Origin of the sequence: Echinicola soli, assembly GCF_006575665.1 — a bacterium.
GTDB lineage: Bacteria > Bacteroidota > Bacteroidia > Cytophagales > Cyclobacteriaceae > Echinicola > Echinicola soli.
The window spans coordinates 3,407,552-3,426,860 of record NZ_CP041253.1; the positions used below are offsets into that span (position 1 = coordinate 3,407,552).

A 19,309-nucleotide genomic window follows, 5' to 3' on the forward strand; every position below is an offset into this window, starting at 1 on the left:
TACATTATGATGAAAAGATTTTTTACTGCAGTTGTTTTCACTTGCGGTTTTTTGGGTGCGTTGCACGCACAGGATATTTCTTCCATGTCCTTGGAAGAATGTATCCAGATTGGACTTGAAAACAATTTGGAGCTGCAGCGGAGCCTGCTTAACCAGACGAACAATGAAACCAATCTAAGGGAAACGAAGCTCAGGCGCTATCCTTCCTTATCTGCTTCCTCCTCCTATCGCTATAACTGGGGTAGATCCATTAACCCGGTGACGTCCGTGGCATCATTGGTGGATTTTGGGAGTGCAGGGCTAAATGCTTCCACCAACATGACCTTATATGCTGGAGGACAGATCAATAATTCGATCCAACAAGCCAAAAAAGACCTGGAAGCTGGTGAAAAGAATGTGGAGGCCGCAAGAAACAATATTACATTAAACATCGTCAACTTGTTCGTAAACGTGGTGTTTGCAAAAGAGCAAGTAGGTGTGGCCGAATCACAATTGGAGGTAACCAGTCAGCAGTTGGAAAGAACCCAAAAGCTTGTGGAAGCAGGAGCACTGCCGCTCTCCGATCAACTGGATCTTGAAGCACAAAATGCTACCAGTGCCATGGAACTGACCAATGCGAGAAATAATTTGAGATTGGCCAGGCTGGATCTTTCCCAGGCGATGCAGCTTCCTTTTGAAGAGGAGTTTGATGTGGCCGTGCCTGAACTGGAAGCGGAAAATTACATGATCAGCAATGATGATGTGGATGAGATTTTTTCCATAGCAGTAACGCTGATGCCGGAAATAGAGGCGGCTGAACTGGGAATGGAAAGTGCTGAATATGGCGTGAAGGTCGCCAAGGGTGGTTTGCTTCCAACCTTAGGGCTTGGAGGCAGCATCGGTACGAACTATACCGATAATTTTGAAGATCCCCAAACAGGTGAGCCCCGCCCATTTAAGGATCAGCTTAGCCTTAACTTAAACGAAGGCCTGGGAGTTAGCCTGAACGTTCCGATTTTTAACAATGGCAGTAACAAGGCATCCTTGCAGCGGGCAAGAGTGCAGAAATACCTGAGTGAAATTTCCGTTCAGGAAGCCAGGAACCAGCTCAGGCAGGATATCGAAACCGCTTACACCAATGCGGTAGCCTCGAAACAGTCATATGAGTCATCCACTGTACGGGTTTCTTCGCTGGAAGAAGCCTTCCGAATGGCCCAAAAGCGCTTTGAAGTAGGGGTGATCAATGCAGTGGACTTTCAGGTAGCACAAAACAACCTTTTTAATGCCCAGGCAGATTTGCTTCAAGCAAAATATGAATATATTTTCAGGGTAAAAGTATTGGACTTTTATTTGGGTAATCCCCTTACACTATAACACGAAGAATCATGGCTAAGAAGAAATCAAACAAACTAATCTATATTTTGGGCGGGGTTGCAGGGGTGTTAATACTTTTGATCCTTATCGGCAGGTCCCTAGGATGGGTAGGTGGTGCCGCTGAGACCGAGGTGGAAATTACCAAGGCCGCTAAGAAAACGATCGTAGAAAAAGTCAGTGCCTCTGGGGTGATCGAACCGGAAACTGAAGTAAAACTGAGCCCGGATGTAGCGGGTGAAATCATTGAATTGAATATCAATGAGGGAGATTCCGTGAAGCAGAATGACCTGTTGGTAAAGATCAGACCTGATAATTTTATTTCAGCCTTGGACAGGACACGCGCTAACATGAACCAACAAAAGGCAAACCTGGCTCAATCCCAAGCAGCGCTGAAGCGTTCGGAGGCGCAGTTTGAACGGGCCAAGTTACAGTATGAGCGAAATAAGTCCCTGTATGAATCCAATGTGATTTCTGATTCGGAATATGAACAGGCTACCGCTGATTATGTCTCGGCAGAAAATGACCTTAAGGCGGCACAGCAGTCAGTGGAAGCAGCCGAATATGTGGTGAAAAGCTCTCAGGCAAGTGTGGAGGAAGCCAACGAAAACCTGAGATTGACCAACGTGTTTGCACCCAATGATGGCGTAGTATCCAAACTCTTGGTAGAAAAAGGTGAAAGGGTAGTGGGTACACAGCAAATGGCCGGTACAGAAATGCTGCGCATAGCTGATCTCAGCGTAATGGAAGTTGTGGTCGATGTCAATGAAAATGATATTGTAAGAATATCCTTGGGTGATACGACGATCATTGAAGTTGACGCTTACTCGCATACAGGAGAGAAATTTACCGGAGTAGTTACTTCCATTGCCAATTCTGCCAATGAAAAAGCCACACAAGATGCCGTGACCGAATTTGAGGTGGAAATCAGGATCCTCAATGAGTCCTATGAAAAATTGATCACCAAGGAAAACAGGTATCCTTTCAGGCCTGGAATGACAGCCAGTGTGGAAATAATTACCGAAAAGAAAGCAGATGTTCTATCTGTTCCTTTGGCGGCAGTGACCACCAGGGATAATATCCGGGTGGATTCGACCAATGCGGAGAGCGACCTTCAGGAAATCATATTTATGTCCGATGGTAACAAAGCTACACTTACGCGTGTCAAAACCGGTATTTCAGATTTTGAAAATATCGAAATCAAAGAAGGAATCAAGGAGGGAGAAGAGTTGGTGGCAGGCCCGTACTTTGTCGTGAGTAAGCAGCTAAAAGATGGGGACTTGATCAAGAAAACCAATTGATCATTGTTATCTTATTATAAATAGAAAAGGCCTTGGAAAATTAACTTCCAAGGCCTTTTCTATTTATAACCTGAGCTTTAAAATACTGTTTTCTATTAAATTTTACTGGCGCCCGACTAAATTTCAAATATGATCAAAAACTGTTTTTAAATACAAATTTGAGGGTTTTTATTCCAATCCCTAAAATGATCCCCATCCCCTAAAGGGGAGCTTTAGAAAGTCCCCTTTAGGGGATTTAGGGATGAAAACAGTTGATTTTTTTCAATTGGACGATTGTTTTCTCGGACATCAGTAATAATATTTCATTAATCGAAAGGAGGTTTCTGAATTATGGTGAGTTCGGAGAGTCAACAACGGAAATAGGGGCCGAATGTCACTCGTGTTGACAAAAGTATCTCGCTTATAGTCCTGAAAGAGATTTCTCATGCCCTGAATAACACCATCGGAAATTGGTTAGCTAAATGATGTTTTCCGCCAGTAGGACGCTAGGTTCCACCGCTAAACCAAATTGACCATTTCGGTAGCTACTAAGGATTCCACTGGAACTAATGTATCAATCAGGCCGAGTTCTTTTAAAATATCCATTGTTTTTTCGAGGGTGGCTTTTTCCATTTCGGGTTTAGTAGCCCAGGAGGTTTGTTTTAGCCATTCCTGTATATCCGTTTCCTGAAGGTTGTAGGTTTTGCTTAGCAAAGCTGGCAATTGCGGTACGGCTTTAAGTGTCTTGGATTGGGCATATAGTTTTGAGAGCAGATCAGGAATGATGGCTGAGTGATCTTTTAGTAGTTTTTCATGAGCTACAATGACAAAGCAAGGCCAAGGAGTGGGGATTTCAGCTATTCTTCTGAAATGGCCAGCATCTACCAATGGCTTGGTTGTGAATTTTTCCCAAAGGAAACCTTTTGGTTGATGGTCTGCAAAGGCTTCTAAGGCCCCATCCATATTGCCTACTACGTCAAATTGGAGTGTCTCGGGATTCCAGTCATTCTTCTTGGCCAGTAGATACGTCATCAGATGCGAACCAGAACCATACCGGCTGATGAGGAAAGGGGCAGTTTGGAGGTCACTGATGGTTTGTGCTGAGGATTGAGCGGGTACATGGATTCCCCAATTGAGAGGGGAGAGGACGTGATATCCGATGATTTTTCCAGGATTTCCTTCTATTTTGTCTTTGATAAAGCTTTCTGTCAAAATGATGGCGATATCAGTCTTTTCTTCTTTGAGGGCTAAGTTCATGGCTCCTGATCCTTTGGACTCATCTTTCCATTCCAAGGTATAACCAGCATCGACCAACGGCTGCTCTTCAATAAGCTTAAGCCAAGGGAAATTAAAGTGTTCAGGGACACCTGTTATTTTGATTGTTTTCATTGCCCAAAGATAAAAAGCAAAATTAGAAATAGAACGGCGTGGAAATGATATTAACTGTCCGAACGGAGGAATTTGTCAATTTAATATTTCCAGAAATGAATATTCCGATGTGAACAAAAGCGAAGAGGGAATACAGGAGCACTTTTTTGATCATTTGCCAATATCTTCGTTCCATAAAGTAGGTTGGTCTCTGATAAATTGTGTCATAAGGGAAATGCACTGTTTGTCGTCCATAACGATAACTTCTACACCTCGAGAAGAGAGTAGCGCTTCCTCGCCTTTAAAGGTGACATTTTCACCAATGACGACTTTAGGTATTCCGTAAAGTAAAATAGCTCCAGTGCACATCGAGCATGGAGAAAGGGTGGTGTAAAGTGTGCTTTCTTGGTATACCTTAGCGGGCAATCTACCTGCATTCTCCAATGCATCCATTTCACCATGAAGTATAGCACTGCCTTTTTGCACTCTTCTGTTGTGCCCACGGCCGATGACCCTGTCCTCATGTACCAGTATGGAGCCAATGGGGATCCCTCCTTCTTGTAGTCCTTTTTTGGCTTCTTCGATTGCGGCTTGTAGGTGTTTGTCCATAAAGTCTATATTAAGCTTCTCGAATATACTGGTTTTAACTCGGATTATGTATGGGGAATTCCTGACGAATGTCGGGAAGAGCTGAAAAGGCACTAAAAACAGCTAGTTTGATGATTTCCAATGATGAAGCGTTAATGGTCCTTTTGGCGGAAGGGTGTATGTTAGTGAGAATAATTGGCTTCGTTCTTAGTTATTCGGTTATTTAATTTTCAGAATATTTTGAAAGTTAGAAAACATAGATTACATTTGAATTATGAATTACGAAGAAGCCAAGCAAAAATACATTCAGGCATGGGGCACTTTAGGTTCCAGTTGGGGAATTAACAGGACAATGGGACAAATTCATGCTTTGATGATGGTCTCAACAGAGCCATTGTCCACAGACCAGATCATGGAAGAGCTGAAGATATCAAGAGGAAATGCCAATATGAATATCAGGGCTTTGATGGATTGGGGATTGGTAGAAAAAGTATTGGTACCAGGTGATAGGAAAGAATACTTTAGTTCGGAGAAGGACGTGATGAGTTTGGCCGTACAGGTGGCGAAAGAGCGGAAAAGAAGAGAACTTGAGCCTATTTTAAAGGTGCTAAATGAAGTAAAGGGTGTAAAAGAGGATACCATGGAAGCCAGAGAATTTAAGGCGGTCACCACAGATTTGTTGGGTTTTGCCAGGCAATCCGAAACAGTGCTTGACATGTTTATTAACTCCAAAAAGAATTGGTTCTTTCGGTTGGTCACCAAAATAAAGGGCTAAAAAAATTTATCATTAATTTTCAATAATTACTGAAAATTCAATAATTAAAATCATGAATTATAACTTGCTTAGCTACCTGGTTTACTTGCCTTTTTCAGCCCTGTTGACTTGGTGGGTGGGAAAAGAGTTGTATTCAAACGGGCGTGATTTGCTAGAGGAAGTTTTAAGCAAGTATGCACTGGTCAATTGGCTTGATCCGGTCAATAAGAGTCTTTTGACAGGGTATTATCTGATCAATATCGGCTATGTCTTCAATGTAACCTATCAATGGGAGCCACTTTCAGTTCCCTACCATATGGTCAGCTCTTTGACCAGTCAATTTGGTAGCATTCTGTTCATCTTGGGTGCTTTACACATCGTGAATGTATTACTGCTGCTTTGGTTAAACTATAGAAAAACTTCATAAACATATATCATCATGGAAAATTTAAACATTGTTATTTATTTGGTGTATTTACCTGTGACTGTCCTTATGACGATTGTCACTGCTAAGGTACTGTTCAAAAACAGTAAAATTTTTATGTTGGAGATTTTTTTGGGGAGGGAAAAAATAGCCTTTTCGACAAACCGACTGTTTGAAATTGGTTTTTACCTACTGAATATTGGCGTAGCGCTGATGACTTTAAGGACTGGATCCATAGAAAACTCCCAGAGCATGGTAGAAACGTTAAGCCGGAAAGTAGGAGTGTTTTCCATTTATCTCGGTTTGATGTTGTTTTTGAATTTGTGGTTCTTTTTCCGGGGGAAGAAAAAGGCCAAACAAAATCCATTACCAACAACTTAAACTGATCGAAACATGAAAAAAATTGTCATCGCAGGAGGAACAGGCTTTTTAGGGAAAGCACTGATAGGTTATTTCTTGAAAGAAGGAGCTGAAATTACTGTCCTGACCCGGCAGCACAACCAAGATGGTAAGAGGATAAGGTACGTAAACTGGGATGGATGTACGCAATGGGAGTGGGCACAAGCGCTGAATGGAGCAGATGTGCTGATCAATCTATGTGGAAAGTCTGTAGACTGCCGGTATACGGATAAGAACAAAAAGGAGATTCTTCGTTCAAGGATAGACAGTACAAGGACTTTGGGGCAGGCAGTGGAGCGCTTGGAAAATCCGCCTTCAATCTGGATTAACGCTTCCTCTGCCACCATTTATCCCCATACAGAAGGGACTGCCAACACAGAAGAGAGTCAAGTAGGAAGTGATTTTTCAGAAACTGTGTGCAAGCTATGGGAGGAGGCATTTTTTAGTTATCGTTTTAGAGAAACTAGACAAATAGCCATTCGTTCTTCAATGGTTTTTGGTAGCAGTGGAAGTGTTTACCAAACAATGAGGCGATTGGCTCTCCTGGGCTTAGGTGGCCGGCAGGGAAGTGGTGATCAATATGTGAGTTGGTTACACATCGATGACTTTCTTGCTGCAATAGATTTTATGGTCGATAATCCGGCAATTGAAGGGGTGGTTAATCTCTGCTCCCCAAATCCGTGCAGAAATAGCGAATTTACCAGTGTGTTGAGACAATCCCTTGGGGCAAAGTGGTATTTTCCATTAAGAAAATGGATGGTTGAAATAGGCGCTTTTGTGATGCGGACAGAATCTGAACTTGTACTTAAAAGTCGAAGGGTGATACCAAAATTGCTTTTGGATTACGGATTTAAGTTTAAGTATTCCGATCCTGCAAAGGCTTTTAATGCACTCTCAAATGTGCAGAAAGGAAAATAATTACTTGTAGTTTCCGGCTTTTATTGGGGTTTATTGGTGAAAAATTGTAATGTAATAAACAATTATTGCTAGTTTTATGCAATCAATGCTAACCTCTTCTTTATTCCTTCAATGTAAAAATGGAATTTTCGCTTAGTTCCTATTCACTCTCTTTGCTGGTATTTGCAGTTGTCGTTCTGCTATTGGCCGTATTTCTCTTTACTCGATTGAGTAAGGATGTAAGGTGGTTTGGTGCGATGATGATAGCAGTGTCGATTTGGGCCGCCAGCGATGGGGTGATGGTGGGAATGGACCGTCTGGAAGCGATGCTGTTGGTCGTGGATTTCGAGTATATCGGCATCGCTTTGGTTCCCGTTTTTTGGTTGCTTTTTGTGCTGAAGTTTGTAGGGAAGGAAGCCTGGCTGAGTCCGAGGTGGGTTGCCTGTCAGTTTATTTTTCCGCTGATCTCCATGATCATGGTCTGGACCAATGACCTTCATCATCTCCATTATCAAAATGCCGAAATCGTGGAAATAAATGGACTGTTTGCCTTGCTTACTGCCAAAGGCCCTTGGTACATTATCCATACCAGCTATTTTTATCTTGCTATCGGTTATGGTGTTTACCTGTTGATCAGGAGGTGTTTTAGCACCAAGGGGATGTACCAAAAGCAGACATTGATCATACTTACTGGAACGATGGTACCATGGATAGCTAACATATTAGTGGTGTTTCAGGTAGGCCCATTTAATGGGATAGACCCTACACCACATGCATTTATGGGAACGTGCCTGATTGTTTTTATCGGATTCTTTAAAGTTGGCCTGTTTGACATCAAACCAATAGCCAGAAATATTATCGTAGATTCCATGAAAAACGGCATGTTGGTAATCGATGGTGCCCAGCGGGTGGTGGATGTAAATCCTTACTTTACCAGACTGATAAAGAGAAATGCGGAGGATATCACCGGTAAACATATTAGCGATTTGGGCTTTGACGAGGAAGATTGGAAAAGTCTCGTTGAAAATGATGATGGAGTAGTCATTGAGAAGATGATTACGTTGGATGGTGTGAATAGGTATTTCGAAGTAATCAGTAAGTTCTTAAAGGAAGGGGAGAGGGAATACCCGGGAAGGTTGATTTTATTTAGAGACATTACCCAATTTATTCAAGATCAAAAGCGACTAGAGCTTCAAGCGAAGGAATTAACAGAACTCAATGCCACTAAGGATAGATTATTATCCATAATTTCGCACGACTTGCGTAATCCGGTCCATTCCCTTACCCAGTTTCTGGAGATGGTGGAATCCGGCTGGGTCAAGGAAGATGAGTTCAGGTCGATGCTGCCTGCTTTTGCCAAAAACCTAAAGGATGTTTCTGGTTTTATGGAGAATTTATTGCAATGGGCCCAGACCCAATTGAAAGGGGAGTCCATCCAGGCCGTTAACATAAATGTCTCCAATGAGGTGGATGAAGTCATTTCTCTTTTTAAAAACTACCTCGATACCAAAGGGATACACTTGAAGTTTATCGCTGAGAATGCTACCTATGCCTTTGGGGATTTAAATATGATCAGGTTGGTGATTCGAAACCTGATCAGCAATGCCATCAAGTTTTGTGAGAAGGGGGATGAAATACATATTCAGATTGATGCTAAAGGGGAGTTGGTAGAGGTGATCGTAGAGGATACTGGGGTGGGAATTGCAGCAGAAAATGTGGAAAGGATTTTTTCAAGCAAGCCTTTTACTACCATAGGGACGCAAAATGAAAAAGGCACCGGACTCGGACTGATGTTATGTAAAGATTTTGTGGAGAAAAATGGTGGTGAAATTTGGGTAGAAAGTGAGTTGGGAAATGGTGCCAGTTTTCACTTTACCATTCCCCAAATGGTCACTAAGGAAGCGTCCAATGCCTGATGGTCTGATGGTTAACCTATTCATTATCAATACGTCAAACGAGCGCCTTATCATCCTTGTCCTCTACAAAATAAGTGAGCATTGCGGCGACGATCAACAGTAATCCAGCAGAGAATATGGCATAGATCGCCTGACCTTCATACCAATGTTTTACGATCAGCCCTCCCACAAAGCCGTTTAGGATCTGTGGTGCGGTAATGAAGAAATTAAATATCCCCATATATACACCCATTTTTTTGACAGGAATAGCACCTGCCAAAATCGAATAGGGCATCGCAAGGATACTTGCCCAAGCGATCCCCACACCGATCATAGAGAAATTCAGCATCCATTTCATGCCCGGGTCATTGATCCATAAAAATGACATCAGACCCAATCCACCCGCAATCAAACAAGCAGCATGGGTCATTTTCCTGCCTATTTTAGCTGCTAAAAAAGGCAGTGCTATGGCAAAGATCGCGGATACCAAATTATAAAAACCAAAGATAACACCTACATAATTCCCCGCTTCGTTAAACTCCAAGGAAGAACGGTCTGTACTGGGAAGTCCCCAGACGTGTTGGGCCAGTGCAGGAGTGGTAAACACCCACATCGAAAATAGTGCAAACCAAGAAAAAAACTGTACTAAGCCCAGCTGTTTCATGGTTTTTGGCATTTTAATAAAATCTGAGAATATACTTGATAAGCCTTTGCTGGAAGCATGCTCTTGGTGTTCGTCAGCATCCCATTTATCCTGCTCTTCTGGAGGGTACTCAGTGGTGCGGATTACTGTCCATAGAATAGATGCCACCAATACAGTGGCCCCGATAAAAAATGCCCAGAGGACATTTTGGGGTACGATGCCCTCATTTGCCGTAGTGGCCATGCCAAACCATTCCGTAAGGATGTATGGCAGCCAAGAACCGATTACTGCCCCCAGACCTATAAGCAGGGTCTGGACGGCAAAGCCCAGTGTCCGCTGGTCGGTCGGTAGTTTATCGGCTACCAATGCCCTGAAGGGTTCCATGGCAATGTTAAACGATGCATCCATGATCATCAGGAATCCAGCACCGACCCAAAGTGCGGGCAAAAAGGCAACAAAGAGAGAAGCGTTGGGCAACAGCATCAGGCCAATGGCGGCGAGAATAGCACCGGCCAGAAAGTACGGTCTTCTTCTTCCCAGCCTGGTCCAGGTATGGTCACTGTAATGGCCAATGATAGGCTGGATGACCATTCCGGTGATAGGCGCCACCAGCCAAAACAGGGATAAGTGCTCCACGTCGGCACCGAAGGTCTGGAGAATCCTGCTGGCATTGGCATTTTGGAGTGCAAAGCCCATTTGGATGCCCAGAAAGCCAAAGCTCATGTTCCATATTTGCCAAAAACTTAATTTCTTCTTTCGTGTATCGGATTGCATTTAGCGGTTATGTAAGGGGTTAAGGTTGTAAAGTTTGAAGGTAAGTACCTGTCTTCAATTTGAATTAATTGTCCATCAAATCTTATGTCTCAAAAGTAATGGTTATTTCTTCATGGTAATGAGGAAGCGTGACTGAGGGCAGTCCCGCTATTTCATGATAGGGGAGACGGTTGTCTGGCAATGGATCAAAATCGGAAATTTCACGAAGAAAGGCTAAATTTTCGCTACTTAGCGGCAATGATTTTTCCCCAGATTTTATTTTGTTGATTTCAAATCCATGGAAAATAACGTTGAGCTGGTCATAATTGCTTTTGAAATTTCCCGTGGCCTTTGCTAATCGAAGGATTTGTCGATCACTGTCCAAGACAATTGCCCTTTTGAAATAATCCCCGTTTTTGTAATCCAAGCTTAGGCCATCATCTTCATAGTGTAAGTAGCTAGAGGTCCCTTCTCCTTTGTACACGTGAAGGCGTAAGATGCCATCATGCTTTTCGGCAGTATGGGATATGGGGGACTGCAATGGCAGAATACTTCCTCCCTTTACAAATACGGGCAAGTAATTGATAGGAGTATCCACGTAAATTTCTTGGCCTCCATGGTAGGGTTGATCATTGTAGAAATAATACCAATTCCCATTTGGAAGGTAAGATTTGGTGATTTCTTTGTGGCTTTCCACAGGAGCTACCAACAGAGAATCACAGAACAAGTACTGGTTTTGAAAGCGTCCATCATAGATGTTTTCATCAAATGAGTAGTCAATGGCCAGGCTTTTGGCCAAGGGCAAACCATCTTGGCTGCTCTTGTGAAAGGCCGCATACAGTAGTGGGAGCATTTGGTAGCGCAGTTTGAGGTAGTTTTTGGAAATTTCTTCTACCTCTTCTCCAAAGGCCCAAGGTTCTGCATCGTTGCTGTTGATCATGGAATGGGCCCTGTACAGCGGTGAGAATGCCGCAATGCTCATCCACCGCGAAAAGAGCGATTTGCTGGCTTCGCCACAAAAGCCACCCACATCGTATCCAGCGAAGCTTACCCCGCTAATACCAAGACTGTTGACCAGTCGGATGCCTGCCATCATGTGTTCCTCACTGGATACATTGTCCCCTGTCCAGGCTGCGGCAAACCGTTGGATGCCTGAAAAACCAGCCCGGGTAAGGGTAAAAGGCCGCTCTTTCCCATTTTTAAAGGCACCTTCCTGGGCAGCTCTGGCCATCTGCATACCATATACATTGCGGGCTTTTCGGTGACTGACTTGCTGTCCTTCATAGTCAAAATTGATCAAGTTAGGCGTATGTTGGCCCCAAGATGCCGGTTCGTTCATATCTGTCCAAAATCCATCCACGCCGGCATCAGTATAATAGGCCATTTTTTCTGCCCACCACTGGCGGGTTTTGGCCGAGGTGAAATCAGGAAAGGCACACCAGCCCGGCCATACTTGTCCTTCATAGGTTTCTCCATCAGGGTATTTCAGGAACAGGTCATTGTCCTTTCCCTCTTGATAAGGGAGATAGTCCTTTTCGACCTTAATGCCCGGATCCATGATGACCACCACGCGGAAACCCTTTGCCTTCAAGGCCTCGATCATCGCCTTGGGATCTGGGAATTTCTCCCCATCGAAGGTGAATACCTTGTACTTTTCCATGTGGTGGATATCAAGGTAAATGACATCTGCTGGCATATCTCTGTCCCTAAAGTTATTGGCCAGGGCAAATACTTCGGATTCAGGATAATAGGAATAGCGGCATTGCTGAAAACCCAATGCCCAAAGCGGGGGCATGCTCATTTTTCCGGTAAGGGATGTATAGCCACTGATGATGTCAGCTACCGTGTGTCCTTGGAAAAAATAGTAATCCATGTCACCATCTTCCGCAGAGAAATAAGAAAAGCGGCGGTTGGAAGCACCAAAGTTAAAGGTGGTTTTATGGGTGTTGTCAAAGTAAATCCCATAGGCCCGTTGCCTGTGAATGCCTATGTAGAAAGGAATGGACATGTACAGCGGGTCATCATTCACACCATAGGCAAAATAATCCGTATTCCAGTTGGTGAAGGCTTGTCCAGCACGGTCGATGCCTCCCGTTTTTTCGCCTAGCCCAATGAATTTTTCGTTGGGCTGGAGCTTTTTATAATTGGTGACTTCAGTGCCCAGCCATGATACCCCAAATGCAGGATCATCCTGATTGAGGAGGTTCCCGTGTTGATCATAAAAGCTCAGTGCCCATTCGTTTTTGGAAAGAACGATTTTTAGTTCGGCAGTTTCCAGCGTTAATATCTCTGGCTCTTCGGAAACTTTCAATGAGGTTTCCTTGGGGGATTGGACTACACTGTAAGGGTTGGAGAAAAACTGCTCAGAACGACTAAGCTGTATACGGACAATGGTGTCTGTAAATATGCTGATTTTAAAGTATGAAGTCTCCGTTCTGCCGGTTATTCCATGGGCTGTGGGTTTCCAGGAAATTACTTTTCCGGCAGACTGGTTTTGGGCACGATTTACTGAAGTGGCTACAGTAGTCATTTGGGTTACTTTAGTAAGTTATTAAATGCATTTGTTCACAGCTTCCGAGGTAGGATTTGGGAGGCGTATATCACCTGATTCATGGGATTCGCTGGTGACGGCAGCTTGCAGAATGACAGGTACTGTGCAGCTAATTTAGAAAGGATTTTGGAAGGAAAAAATTAAGTTTTTGTTGTGCAATGGGTTATTTGGAATGTTTTGGGCATAAAAACAATCTTTATTCATGTATTCAATCGTGTGCATAGAAAAATGAAATTAGTTAGAAAAAAATTGGATGGCACGCAGATGTCGCAGATTGCTTAAGATTTCCACAGATAACTATCAGCGATCATCAGCCGGATCAGCGTCATCGGCGTTCTGTTTATTGCACACAGATGTCGCAGATTGCTTAAGATTCCCGCAGGTATATATCAGAGATCATCCGTCAGATCAGTGGCATCAGCGTGCTATCCTTTCCTCAAAGAGGATTTCCGAATGACCAAACCTGTTTCGAGCATCTCCGTACGCGCTGTAAATGCTTCCTCATTTTCGGAATCGATCATTTCCAAAAGTAGCTGGGTTGCCTTTTCGCCCATATCGAAGCCAGGCTGGGAAACGGAAGAAAGGGGAGGCTCTATCATTGAAGAAAACTGCCAGTCGCTAAAGCCTACAGCACCAAACTCCTCAGGAAGTTTTAATCCCATGGATTTGGCTGCTTGCATGGCTCCGGCTGCTGCGATGTCATTCGATGCAAATACTGCGTCCGGTCGGTCTGAGGCATGGGAGAACAATGCCCGGCAAATGGTCTCACTTTCCTCTGGAGTGCCTTTGGGACAAGGGATGATCCATTCTTCGCGAATAGGAATACCTGCTTCCTGTAGCGCTTTAAGATATCCTTCTTTTCGGTCAATGCTGATTTTCAGGTTCTCCGGGCCAGCCAAGTGAATGATTTTGGTATAGCCTTGTTCGATGAGGTGTTTGACGGCCTTATATGCACCTGTCTGGTCATCTACGGTGACATTGACCGTGTCTTGAAGATTTGGAAGACGGTCAAAAAACACAATGGGGTAATGATAATCCATTAGTTTTTTGAAATGGTCAAAATTAGATGTTTCCTTGGAGAAGCTCACCAAAAGCCCATCGATTTGGTTGCTGATGATGGTATCCACTGCGGCGAGCTCTCTGGTTGCATTTTCGTTGGTCTGTAGGAGAATGACATTATAACCGTTGGCGTAAGCCACCTCTTCTATTCCACTGATGACCGTGCTAAAAAAAAAGTGCACCACCTCGGGGATTATAACACCAATGGTGGAAGACTTGCTTTTTCGGAGGCTCAAAGCCACGGCGTTGGGGCGGTAATTGAGTTTTTTTGCAAGTGCCTTTACCTTTTCCTTTGTTTCCTTACTGATTCCCGGGTAATCTTTCAGGGCACGTGAGACGGTAGAAGAGGAAATATTCAGGGCTTTTGCAATATCCTTGATCGTGGCTTGTCCTAGTTTCATGATTTATTTAGACTTTTCTAAGATTCTAATATACTATTTTACCGGTAGAATAAAATGGTGTGCCAAATCAATAAACAGTGTACAGTGTACGAATACGAATGAAATTGAATTTTTGGAAGATAAATTTTTATCCCCTATGAAAACGTTTGCGGCGACGTTTGCATAAAAATCACTTTGTTTTTTTTGATTCAAAAACTTGCCTGTGTGGCTTCTATTCCCTAATATTTCATTACGATCTCTGAAATACCACAAAAATCCAGCTTATCGGATTTTTTGATGAGTTTCAAGATTAAAAAGATAAATAGTATTATTTGAATATTCTATTTACTCTTAAAAATTAACAATTAATCCAAAACAAACCATTATGCGAAAGATCTCTACCGTCTTAAAAGTAGCGGTAATGTGTCTAGCACTATTAAGTGGACACTTAATTTATGCGCAGGCTCAGACTGTTAAAGGAACTGTGACAGATACTGATTCCGGTGAGCCTTTACCATTTGTGAATGTTCTGCTGAAAGGAACCACAAGAGGAACCACGACAGATATTGATGGTTATTATTCCATTGATATCAATTCTCCAGAAGATGTATTGGTTTTTTCCTTTATAGGTTTTGATGCCAAGGAAATGACCGTAGGCAATCAGTCAACGATCAATGTGCAGTTGCAAGGTAATACCAAGCAGCTGGACGAGGTAGTGGTGGTCGGTTATGGTACCCAGAGAAAAGCCGATTTGACGGGATCGGTTGGCTCTGTGGAACGTGACGACTTTAATGTTGGCCAAGTAACCAATCCTGAACAATTGATCACCGGTAAGGTGGCAGGTGTTCAGATCACACCAAATGGTGGTGCTCCTGGATCTGGAGGTAGGATCCGGATCCGGGGTGGTGCCTCCCTTAATGCTTCAAATGATCCATTGATCGTCATTGATGGTGTACCACTGGACAATTCTAAGACCTCAGGTACGGCCAATCCCCTGAATTTTCTAAACCCTAATGATATCGAGACCTTTGATATCCTGAAGGATGCATCGGCCACAGCGATTTATGGCTCAAGGGCTTCCAATGGCGTGGTCCTGATCACGACGCGGAAGGGTAAGGAAGGCCAGCCATTGCGGGTGAATGTGAATTCGATGGTGTCTGTTTCCCAAGTGACCAATACTGTGGATATGCTGGATGCAGATCAATTTAGAAGTGTGGTGGCAGCGCAGGCTTCGCCATCCCAGGCAGCCTTGGTAGGAGAGGATGCAACGGATTGGCAGGAGGAGATTTATAAGGATGCGGTGAGTTTTGATAATAACGTTTCCATTTCAGGCGCCTATAAATCTTTGCCTTACCGTGTCTCTGTCGGTTATCTGGATCAGGACGGGATCCTCAAAACCGGAAACTTGAAAAGGACCTCTGCCAGCATCAGTTTAAATCCAAACTTCTTTGATGATAAGCTCCATGTCAATTTTAATGTCAAAGGAGTGATTACCAAAAGCCGCTTCGCTAACCGGGATGCGATCGGAGCTGCGGCAGCTTATGACCCTACCCATCCCGTGCACGATCCCAATGGAGTAGGAGGATATTGGGAATGGCTCAATGAAGACGGGAATCCCCAGACCCTGGCTCCCAATAATCCTGTGGGGCTCCTAATGTCCAAGAACGATCGTGGTACGGTAAAACGAAGCATCGGTAATTTACAATTGGATTATGAGCTGCCTTTCCTCGAAGGACTTAAGGCCAACCTGAACTTGGGCTATGATGTGAGTTCCAGTGAGGGACGTACGATCATTGATGCCAATTCTGCTTCTGGATATTTTGAAGGCGGTAGCATAGCTCCTTACGAGCAAAGCAAGCGTAATTTGCTAGCTGACTTTTACTTGAACTATATCAAGGATTTTGGCGATAGCCGGCTGAATTTTCTGGTCGGATATTCTGCACAGGATTTCTTGATCAAAAACCCAACCTTTGCCAGGGTAAATGCAGAAGGCGATACGCTGGCCGCTGCTGGTGTGGTGAGTCGTCCACAGTACCGTCTGATCTCCTATTTTGCCCGTGCCAATTATACCATTAAAGACAAATATTTGTTTACCGCCACGGTAAGGGCTGATGGTTCTTCACGGTTCAGCCCGGATAACAGATGGGGTGTTTTTCCATCCCTGGCGGCTGCTTGGCGGATCAGTGAAGAGGATATGCTGAAAGACAATACCACCCTTACTGATTTGAAATTGCGGCTGGGATATGGTGTGACGGGCCAGCAGGATATAGGTTCTTATTTCCCCTACCTCCCTCGTTATGTCCAGAGTGATGATGCCACCCGGTACAGTTTTGGGGATACCTATTACACCACCTTACGACCAGAGGGCTATGATGAAAATATCAAGTGGGAAGAAACGACCACCTACAATATCGGCTTGGACTATGAGTTCTTGGATGGTAAATTCTACGGTACATTGGACTACTACTTCAAAAAGACAGACGATTTGTTGGCTGTGATTCCCGTTCCTGCCGGTACCAACCTGACCAACCAACTGTTTACCAATGTAGGGAGTATCGAAAATCAGGGACTGGAAGTAGGCTTGACCTACAATGTGGTCAAAACCACCGATTTTAATTGGGATATAGGAGGAAACTATACCCATAACAAAAGCACAATCACCAGCCTCAGCAATGTAGAGGAGGATGCCGTCGGGATCTTGGTGGGAGGTATCAATGGCGGTACCGGTAATACCATCCAGGTGCATACGGTAGGTTATCAGCCAAACTCTTTCTACGCCTATGAGCAGGTTTATGGTGAGAATGGAGCGCCATTGGAAGGAGTCTATGTAGACCAAAATGGGGATGGCATGATCAACGAACAGGACCTTGTGAGGAATGGATTCCCTGATGCACGCCATTACTTTGGCTTTAACAGTTCCATGAGGTATAGGAACTGGAATTTTGGTTTTGTGCTGCGGGGCAATGCTGGTAATAAAGTCTATAATAATGTGGCGTCCTCCAATGCTGCCTACCAAGGCCTTCGTTTCCCCGGTTACATTAACAATCTTCCAGCTGATGTGCTCAATACAAACTTTCAGAACTACCAGCTGCGGTCTGATTACTATATTCAGGATGCTTCTTTCCTAAGGATGGAAAACATCTCACTGGGGTATAATTTCGGCAACCTGTTTGACTCGAATGTTAACTTGCGCGCAAGCGCTACGGTTCAGAATGTTTTCGTGATCACCGACTATAGTGGGGTGAGTCCTGAAATCGCTCCAGGCGTGGATGATGCTACGGGAGGCGGGATTGACAATAACTTCTATCCCTTGCCACGCATATTCTCTTTCGGTGTAAACTTCGGATTTTAACCTTAAACCCTGAACAGCAATGAAATTAAATTGGATATATAAAATGACCATGATGCTGGGACTCTTGAGTGCGGTGTCATGTACAGACTTGGATTTAGAGCCTTATAATGAGGTGACCTCCATTCAGGTCTATGAGGACTTTGATAACTACAAGGCGGTCTTGGCAAAATTGTATGCAGGCCTCGCTGTCAGTGGGCAACAGGGCCCCTCCGGTAAACCTGATATCAGCGGCTTGGACGAAGGTGCATCGACCTACATTAGGGCGTATTGGAAGCTTCAGGAATTGCCGACAGATGAAGCAATCATCGCTTGGAACGACCAAGGGTTACCTCAGCTGAATACTAGTGAATGGACCTCAGAAAATAACTTTATCGCTGCCATGTACTACCGGATTTTCTACCAGATATCCTTGGCCAATGAGTTTATTAGAGAGACAAGTGATGAAAAAATGGCGTCCAGGGGTATCTCAGAAGCTGATCTGGAAACAGGTAGGATTTACCGGGCAGAGGCCAGGTTTTTACGTGCCCTGAGCTATTTCCATGCGTTGGACATGTATGGCAACGTACCTTTTGTGACGGAGACAGATGCAGTGGGGGCTTTTTTTCCAGAGCAAACCAACAGGGCTGATCTGTTCGCATATATCGAAAGTGAACTGATGGAGATTTTGCCAACTTTGATAGCTGCCAGACAGAATGAGTATGCCCGTGCAGACAAAGCCGCTGCCTGGATGTTGCTTTCCAAACTGTACCTGAATGCAGAGGTGTATATTGGTGAAGACCATTTTGATGAAGCCTTGACTTATTTAAACGAAATCATCAATAGTGGTTATTCCCTTGAGGGAAATTATAATCATTTGTTTTTGGCAGATAATCACCTGTGCCGGGATGAGCTGATCTTTTCGGTAGCTTTTGATGGGGTGAATACTACCACGTATGGCGGAACCACCTTCTTGGTAAATGCCGCTGTCGGCGGGACGATGGACAGGGAGGAATTTGGTATCCCTGGTGGATGGCAAGGGCTGAGAACCCGGCCTGAGATCGTTGCACTCTACCCGGTTACAGATGGGTCAACTGATGCGAGGGCTTTGTTTCATACGGATGAGCAAAACTTGGACATAGAGGATATTGCTATTTTCCAGGATGGTTATGCCGTAAAGAAATATAAAAATGTCACCAGGGACGGACAGCGTGGTTCCAGTCCAGGCACTGATATCGTGGATACCGACTTCCCAATGTTCCGTCTGGGCGATGTTTACCTGATGTATGCAGAGGCCGTACTTCGTGGAGGTAGTGGAGGCAGCCAAGCACAAGCCTTGGCTTATGTCAATATGCTTAGAGAAAGGGCCTATGGTGATGCTTCTGGGAATATCACGGCAGGTGAGCTGACATTGGATTTTATTTTGGATGAGCGTGCAAGGGAGCTGAAGTGGGAAGCGCACCGAAGGACTGACCTGATCAGGTTTGACCGGTTTACTGGCAATGATTATACTTGGCAGTGGAAAGGTGGAATTTTTGAAGGGAAGTCAGTGGAGAGCTACAGGAGGCTTTATCCTTTGCCAGTGGCTGACCTGACAGCCAATCCCAAACTCAAGCAAAATGACGGTTATTAATCCAAAA

At 44.1% G+C, this 19,309-nt stretch carries 14 protein-coding genes; 9 read left to right on the top strand and 5 right to left on the bottom strand.

All coding sequences use genetic code 11. From position 1 onward, the window contains the following. The first annotated feature begins 6 nt into the window (after positions 1 to 6). Both FKX85_RS13445 and FKX85_RS13450 read left to right on the top strand, forming a co-directional pair. Complete coding sequence (locus FKX85_RS13445; protein WP_141615218.1) at positions 7 to 1,353, top strand: TolC family protein; 1,347 nt, start codon at positions 7 to 9, stop codon at positions 1,351 to 1,353. Between the two features lie 11 nt (positions 1,354 to 1,364). Next, on the top strand, positions 1,365 to 2,651 hold the full coding sequence (locus FKX85_RS13450) for an efflux RND transporter periplasmic adaptor subunit (protein WP_141615219.1): 1,287 nt from the start codon (positions 1,365 to 1,367) through the stop codon (positions 2,649 to 2,651). 498 nt (positions 2,652 to 3,149) lie between these two features. Here FKX85_RS13450 and FKX85_RS13455 read toward each other — a convergent pair whose 3' ends face one another. Both FKX85_RS13455 and FKX85_RS13460 read right to left on the bottom strand, forming a co-directional pair. After that, positions 3,150 to 4,019 carry a substrate-binding domain-containing protein gene (locus tag FKX85_RS13455; protein WP_141615220.1) on the bottom strand — a complete coding sequence of 290 codons (870 nt, stop codon included), beginning with the start codon at positions 4,017 to 4,019 and terminating at the stop codon, positions 3,150 to 3,152. Between the two features lie 150 nt (positions 4,020 to 4,169). Next, entirely contained in the window at positions 4,170 to 4,607 is a 438-nt protein-coding gene (locus FKX85_RS13460; RefSeq protein ID WP_141615221.1) for a nucleoside deaminase, read from the bottom strand. A 253-nt stretch (positions 4,608 to 4,860) separates the two neighbouring features. Between FKX85_RS13460 and FKX85_RS13465 the strand changes: the two genes are divergently transcribed. The 5 genes from FKX85_RS13465 to FKX85_RS13485 all read left to right on the top strand — a co-directional run bounded on the left by FKX85_RS13465 (position 4,861) and on the right by FKX85_RS13485 (position 8,976). Continuing rightward, on the top strand, positions 4,861 to 5,361 hold the full coding sequence (locus tag FKX85_RS13465) for a GbsR/MarR family transcriptional regulator (RefSeq protein WP_141615222.1): 501 nt from the start codon (positions 4,861 to 4,863) through the stop codon (positions 5,359 to 5,361). A gap of 52 nt (positions 5,362 to 5,413) precedes the next feature. Then, positions 5,414 to 5,767 carry a hypothetical protein gene (locus FKX85_RS13470; protein WP_141615223.1) on the top strand — a complete coding sequence of 118 codons (354 nt, stop codon included), beginning with the start codon at positions 5,414 to 5,416 and terminating at the stop codon, positions 5,765 to 5,767. 12 nt (positions 5,768 to 5,779) lie between these two features. Then, complete coding sequence (locus tag FKX85_RS13475; RefSeq protein ID WP_141615224.1) at positions 5,780 to 6,145, top strand: hypothetical protein; 366 nt, start codon at positions 5,780 to 5,782, stop codon at positions 6,143 to 6,145. A 12-nt stretch (positions 6,146 to 6,157) separates the two neighbouring features. After that, entirely contained in the window at positions 6,158 to 7,081 is a 924-nt protein-coding gene (locus FKX85_RS13480; RefSeq protein ID WP_141615225.1) for a TIGR01777 family oxidoreductase, read from the top strand. Between the two features lie 119 nt (positions 7,082 to 7,200). Continuing rightward, a complete protein-coding gene (locus tag FKX85_RS13485; protein ID WP_141615226.1) occupies positions 7,201 to 8,976 on the top strand; it encodes a sensor histidine kinase in 1,776 nt (591 codons plus the stop codon). Between the two features lie 34 nt (positions 8,977 to 9,010). Here FKX85_RS13485 and FKX85_RS13490 read toward each other — a convergent pair whose 3' ends face one another. The 3 genes from FKX85_RS13490 to FKX85_RS13500 all read right to left on the bottom strand — a co-directional run bounded on the left by FKX85_RS13490 (position 9,011) and on the right by FKX85_RS13500 (position 14,362). Continuing rightward, on the bottom strand, positions 9,011 to 10,372 hold the full coding sequence (locus FKX85_RS13490; protein WP_141615227.1) for an MFS transporter: 1,362 nt from the start codon (positions 10,370 to 10,372) through the stop codon (positions 9,011 to 9,013). Between the two features lie 82 nt (positions 10,373 to 10,454). Continuing rightward, positions 10,455 to 12,881 (bottom strand): glycoside hydrolase family 31 protein, encoded by a 2,427-nt coding sequence (locus FKX85_RS13495; protein ID WP_141615228.1) that lies wholly within the window; start codon positions 12,879 to 12,881, stop codon positions 10,455 to 10,457. A 446-nt stretch (positions 12,882 to 13,327) separates the two neighbouring features. Next, entirely contained in the window at positions 13,328 to 14,362 is a 1,035-nt protein-coding gene (locus FKX85_RS13500; protein ID WP_141615229.1) for a LacI family DNA-binding transcriptional regulator, read from the bottom strand. Positions 14,363 to 14,726: 364 nt separating this feature from the next. Here FKX85_RS13500 and FKX85_RS13505 point away from each other — a divergent pair, with 364 nt between their 5' ends. Further along, the gene (locus FKX85_RS13505; RefSeq protein WP_141615230.1) at positions 14,727 to 17,693 is read left to right on the top strand and encodes a SusC/RagA family TonB-linked outer membrane protein; all 2,967 of its coding nucleotides are present in this window, start codon (positions 14,727 to 14,729) and stop codon (positions 17,691 to 17,693) included. A 19-nt stretch (positions 17,694 to 17,712) separates the two neighbouring features. After that, a complete protein-coding gene (locus FKX85_RS13510) occupies positions 17,713 to 19,302 on the top strand; it encodes a RagB/SusD family nutrient uptake outer membrane protein (RefSeq protein ID WP_141615231.1) in 1,590 nt (529 codons plus the stop codon). Positions 19,303 to 19,309: the final 7 nt, after the last annotated feature.

Excerpts from the sequence above, each read along its gene's own strand:
- FKX85_RS13505 (WP_141615230.1), top strand. The coding sequence starts at position 14,727 with ATGCGAAAGATCTCTACCGTCTTAAAAGTAGCGGTAATGTGTCTAGCA.
- FKX85_RS13450 (WP_141615219.1), top strand. The coding sequence starts at position 1,365 with ATGGCTAAGAAGAAATCAAACAAACTAATCTATATTTTGGGCGGGGTT.
- FKX85_RS13465 (WP_141615222.1), top strand. The coding sequence starts at position 4,861 with ATGAATTACGAAGAAGCCAAGCAAAAATACATTCAGGCATGGGGCACT.
- FKX85_RS13490 (WP_141615227.1), bottom strand. The coding sequence starts at position 10,372 with ATGCAATCCGATACACGAAAGAAGAAATTAAGTTTTTGGCAAATATGG.
- FKX85_RS13510 (WP_141615231.1), top strand. The coding sequence starts at position 17,713 with ATGAAATTAAATTGGATATATAAAATGACCATGATGCTGGGACTCTTG.
- FKX85_RS13485 (WP_141615226.1), top strand. The coding sequence starts at position 7,201 with ATGGAATTTTCGCTTAGTTCCTATTCACTCTCTTTGCTGGTATTTGCA.
- FKX85_RS13470 (WP_141615223.1), top strand. The coding sequence starts at position 5,414 with ATGAATTATAACTTGCTTAGCTACCTGGTTTACTTGCCTTTTTCAGCC.
- FKX85_RS13475 (WP_141615224.1), top strand. The coding sequence starts at position 5,780 with ATGGAAAATTTAAACATTGTTATTTATTTGGTGTATTTACCTGTGACT.
- FKX85_RS13480 (WP_141615225.1), top strand. The coding sequence starts at position 6,158 with ATGAAAAAAATTGTCATCGCAGGAGGAACAGGCTTTTTAGGGAAAGCA.
- FKX85_RS13460 (WP_141615221.1), bottom strand. The coding sequence starts at position 4,607 with ATGGACAAACACCTACAAGCCGCAATCGAAGAAGCCAAAAAAGGACTA.
- FKX85_RS13455 (WP_141615220.1), bottom strand. The coding sequence starts at position 4,019 with ATGAAAACAATCAAAATAACAGGTGTCCCTGAACACTTTAATTTCCCT.
- FKX85_RS13500 (WP_141615229.1), bottom strand. The coding sequence starts at position 14,362 with ATGAAACTAGGACAAGCCACGATCAAGGATATTGCAAAAGCCCTGAAT.
- FKX85_RS13445 (WP_141615218.1), top strand. The coding sequence starts at position 7 with ATGATGAAAAGATTTTTTACTGCAGTTGTTTTCACTTGCGGTTTTTTG.
- FKX85_RS13495 (WP_141615228.1), bottom strand. The coding sequence starts at position 12,881 with ATGACTACTGTAGCCACTTCAGTAAATCGTGCCCAAAACCAGTCTGCC.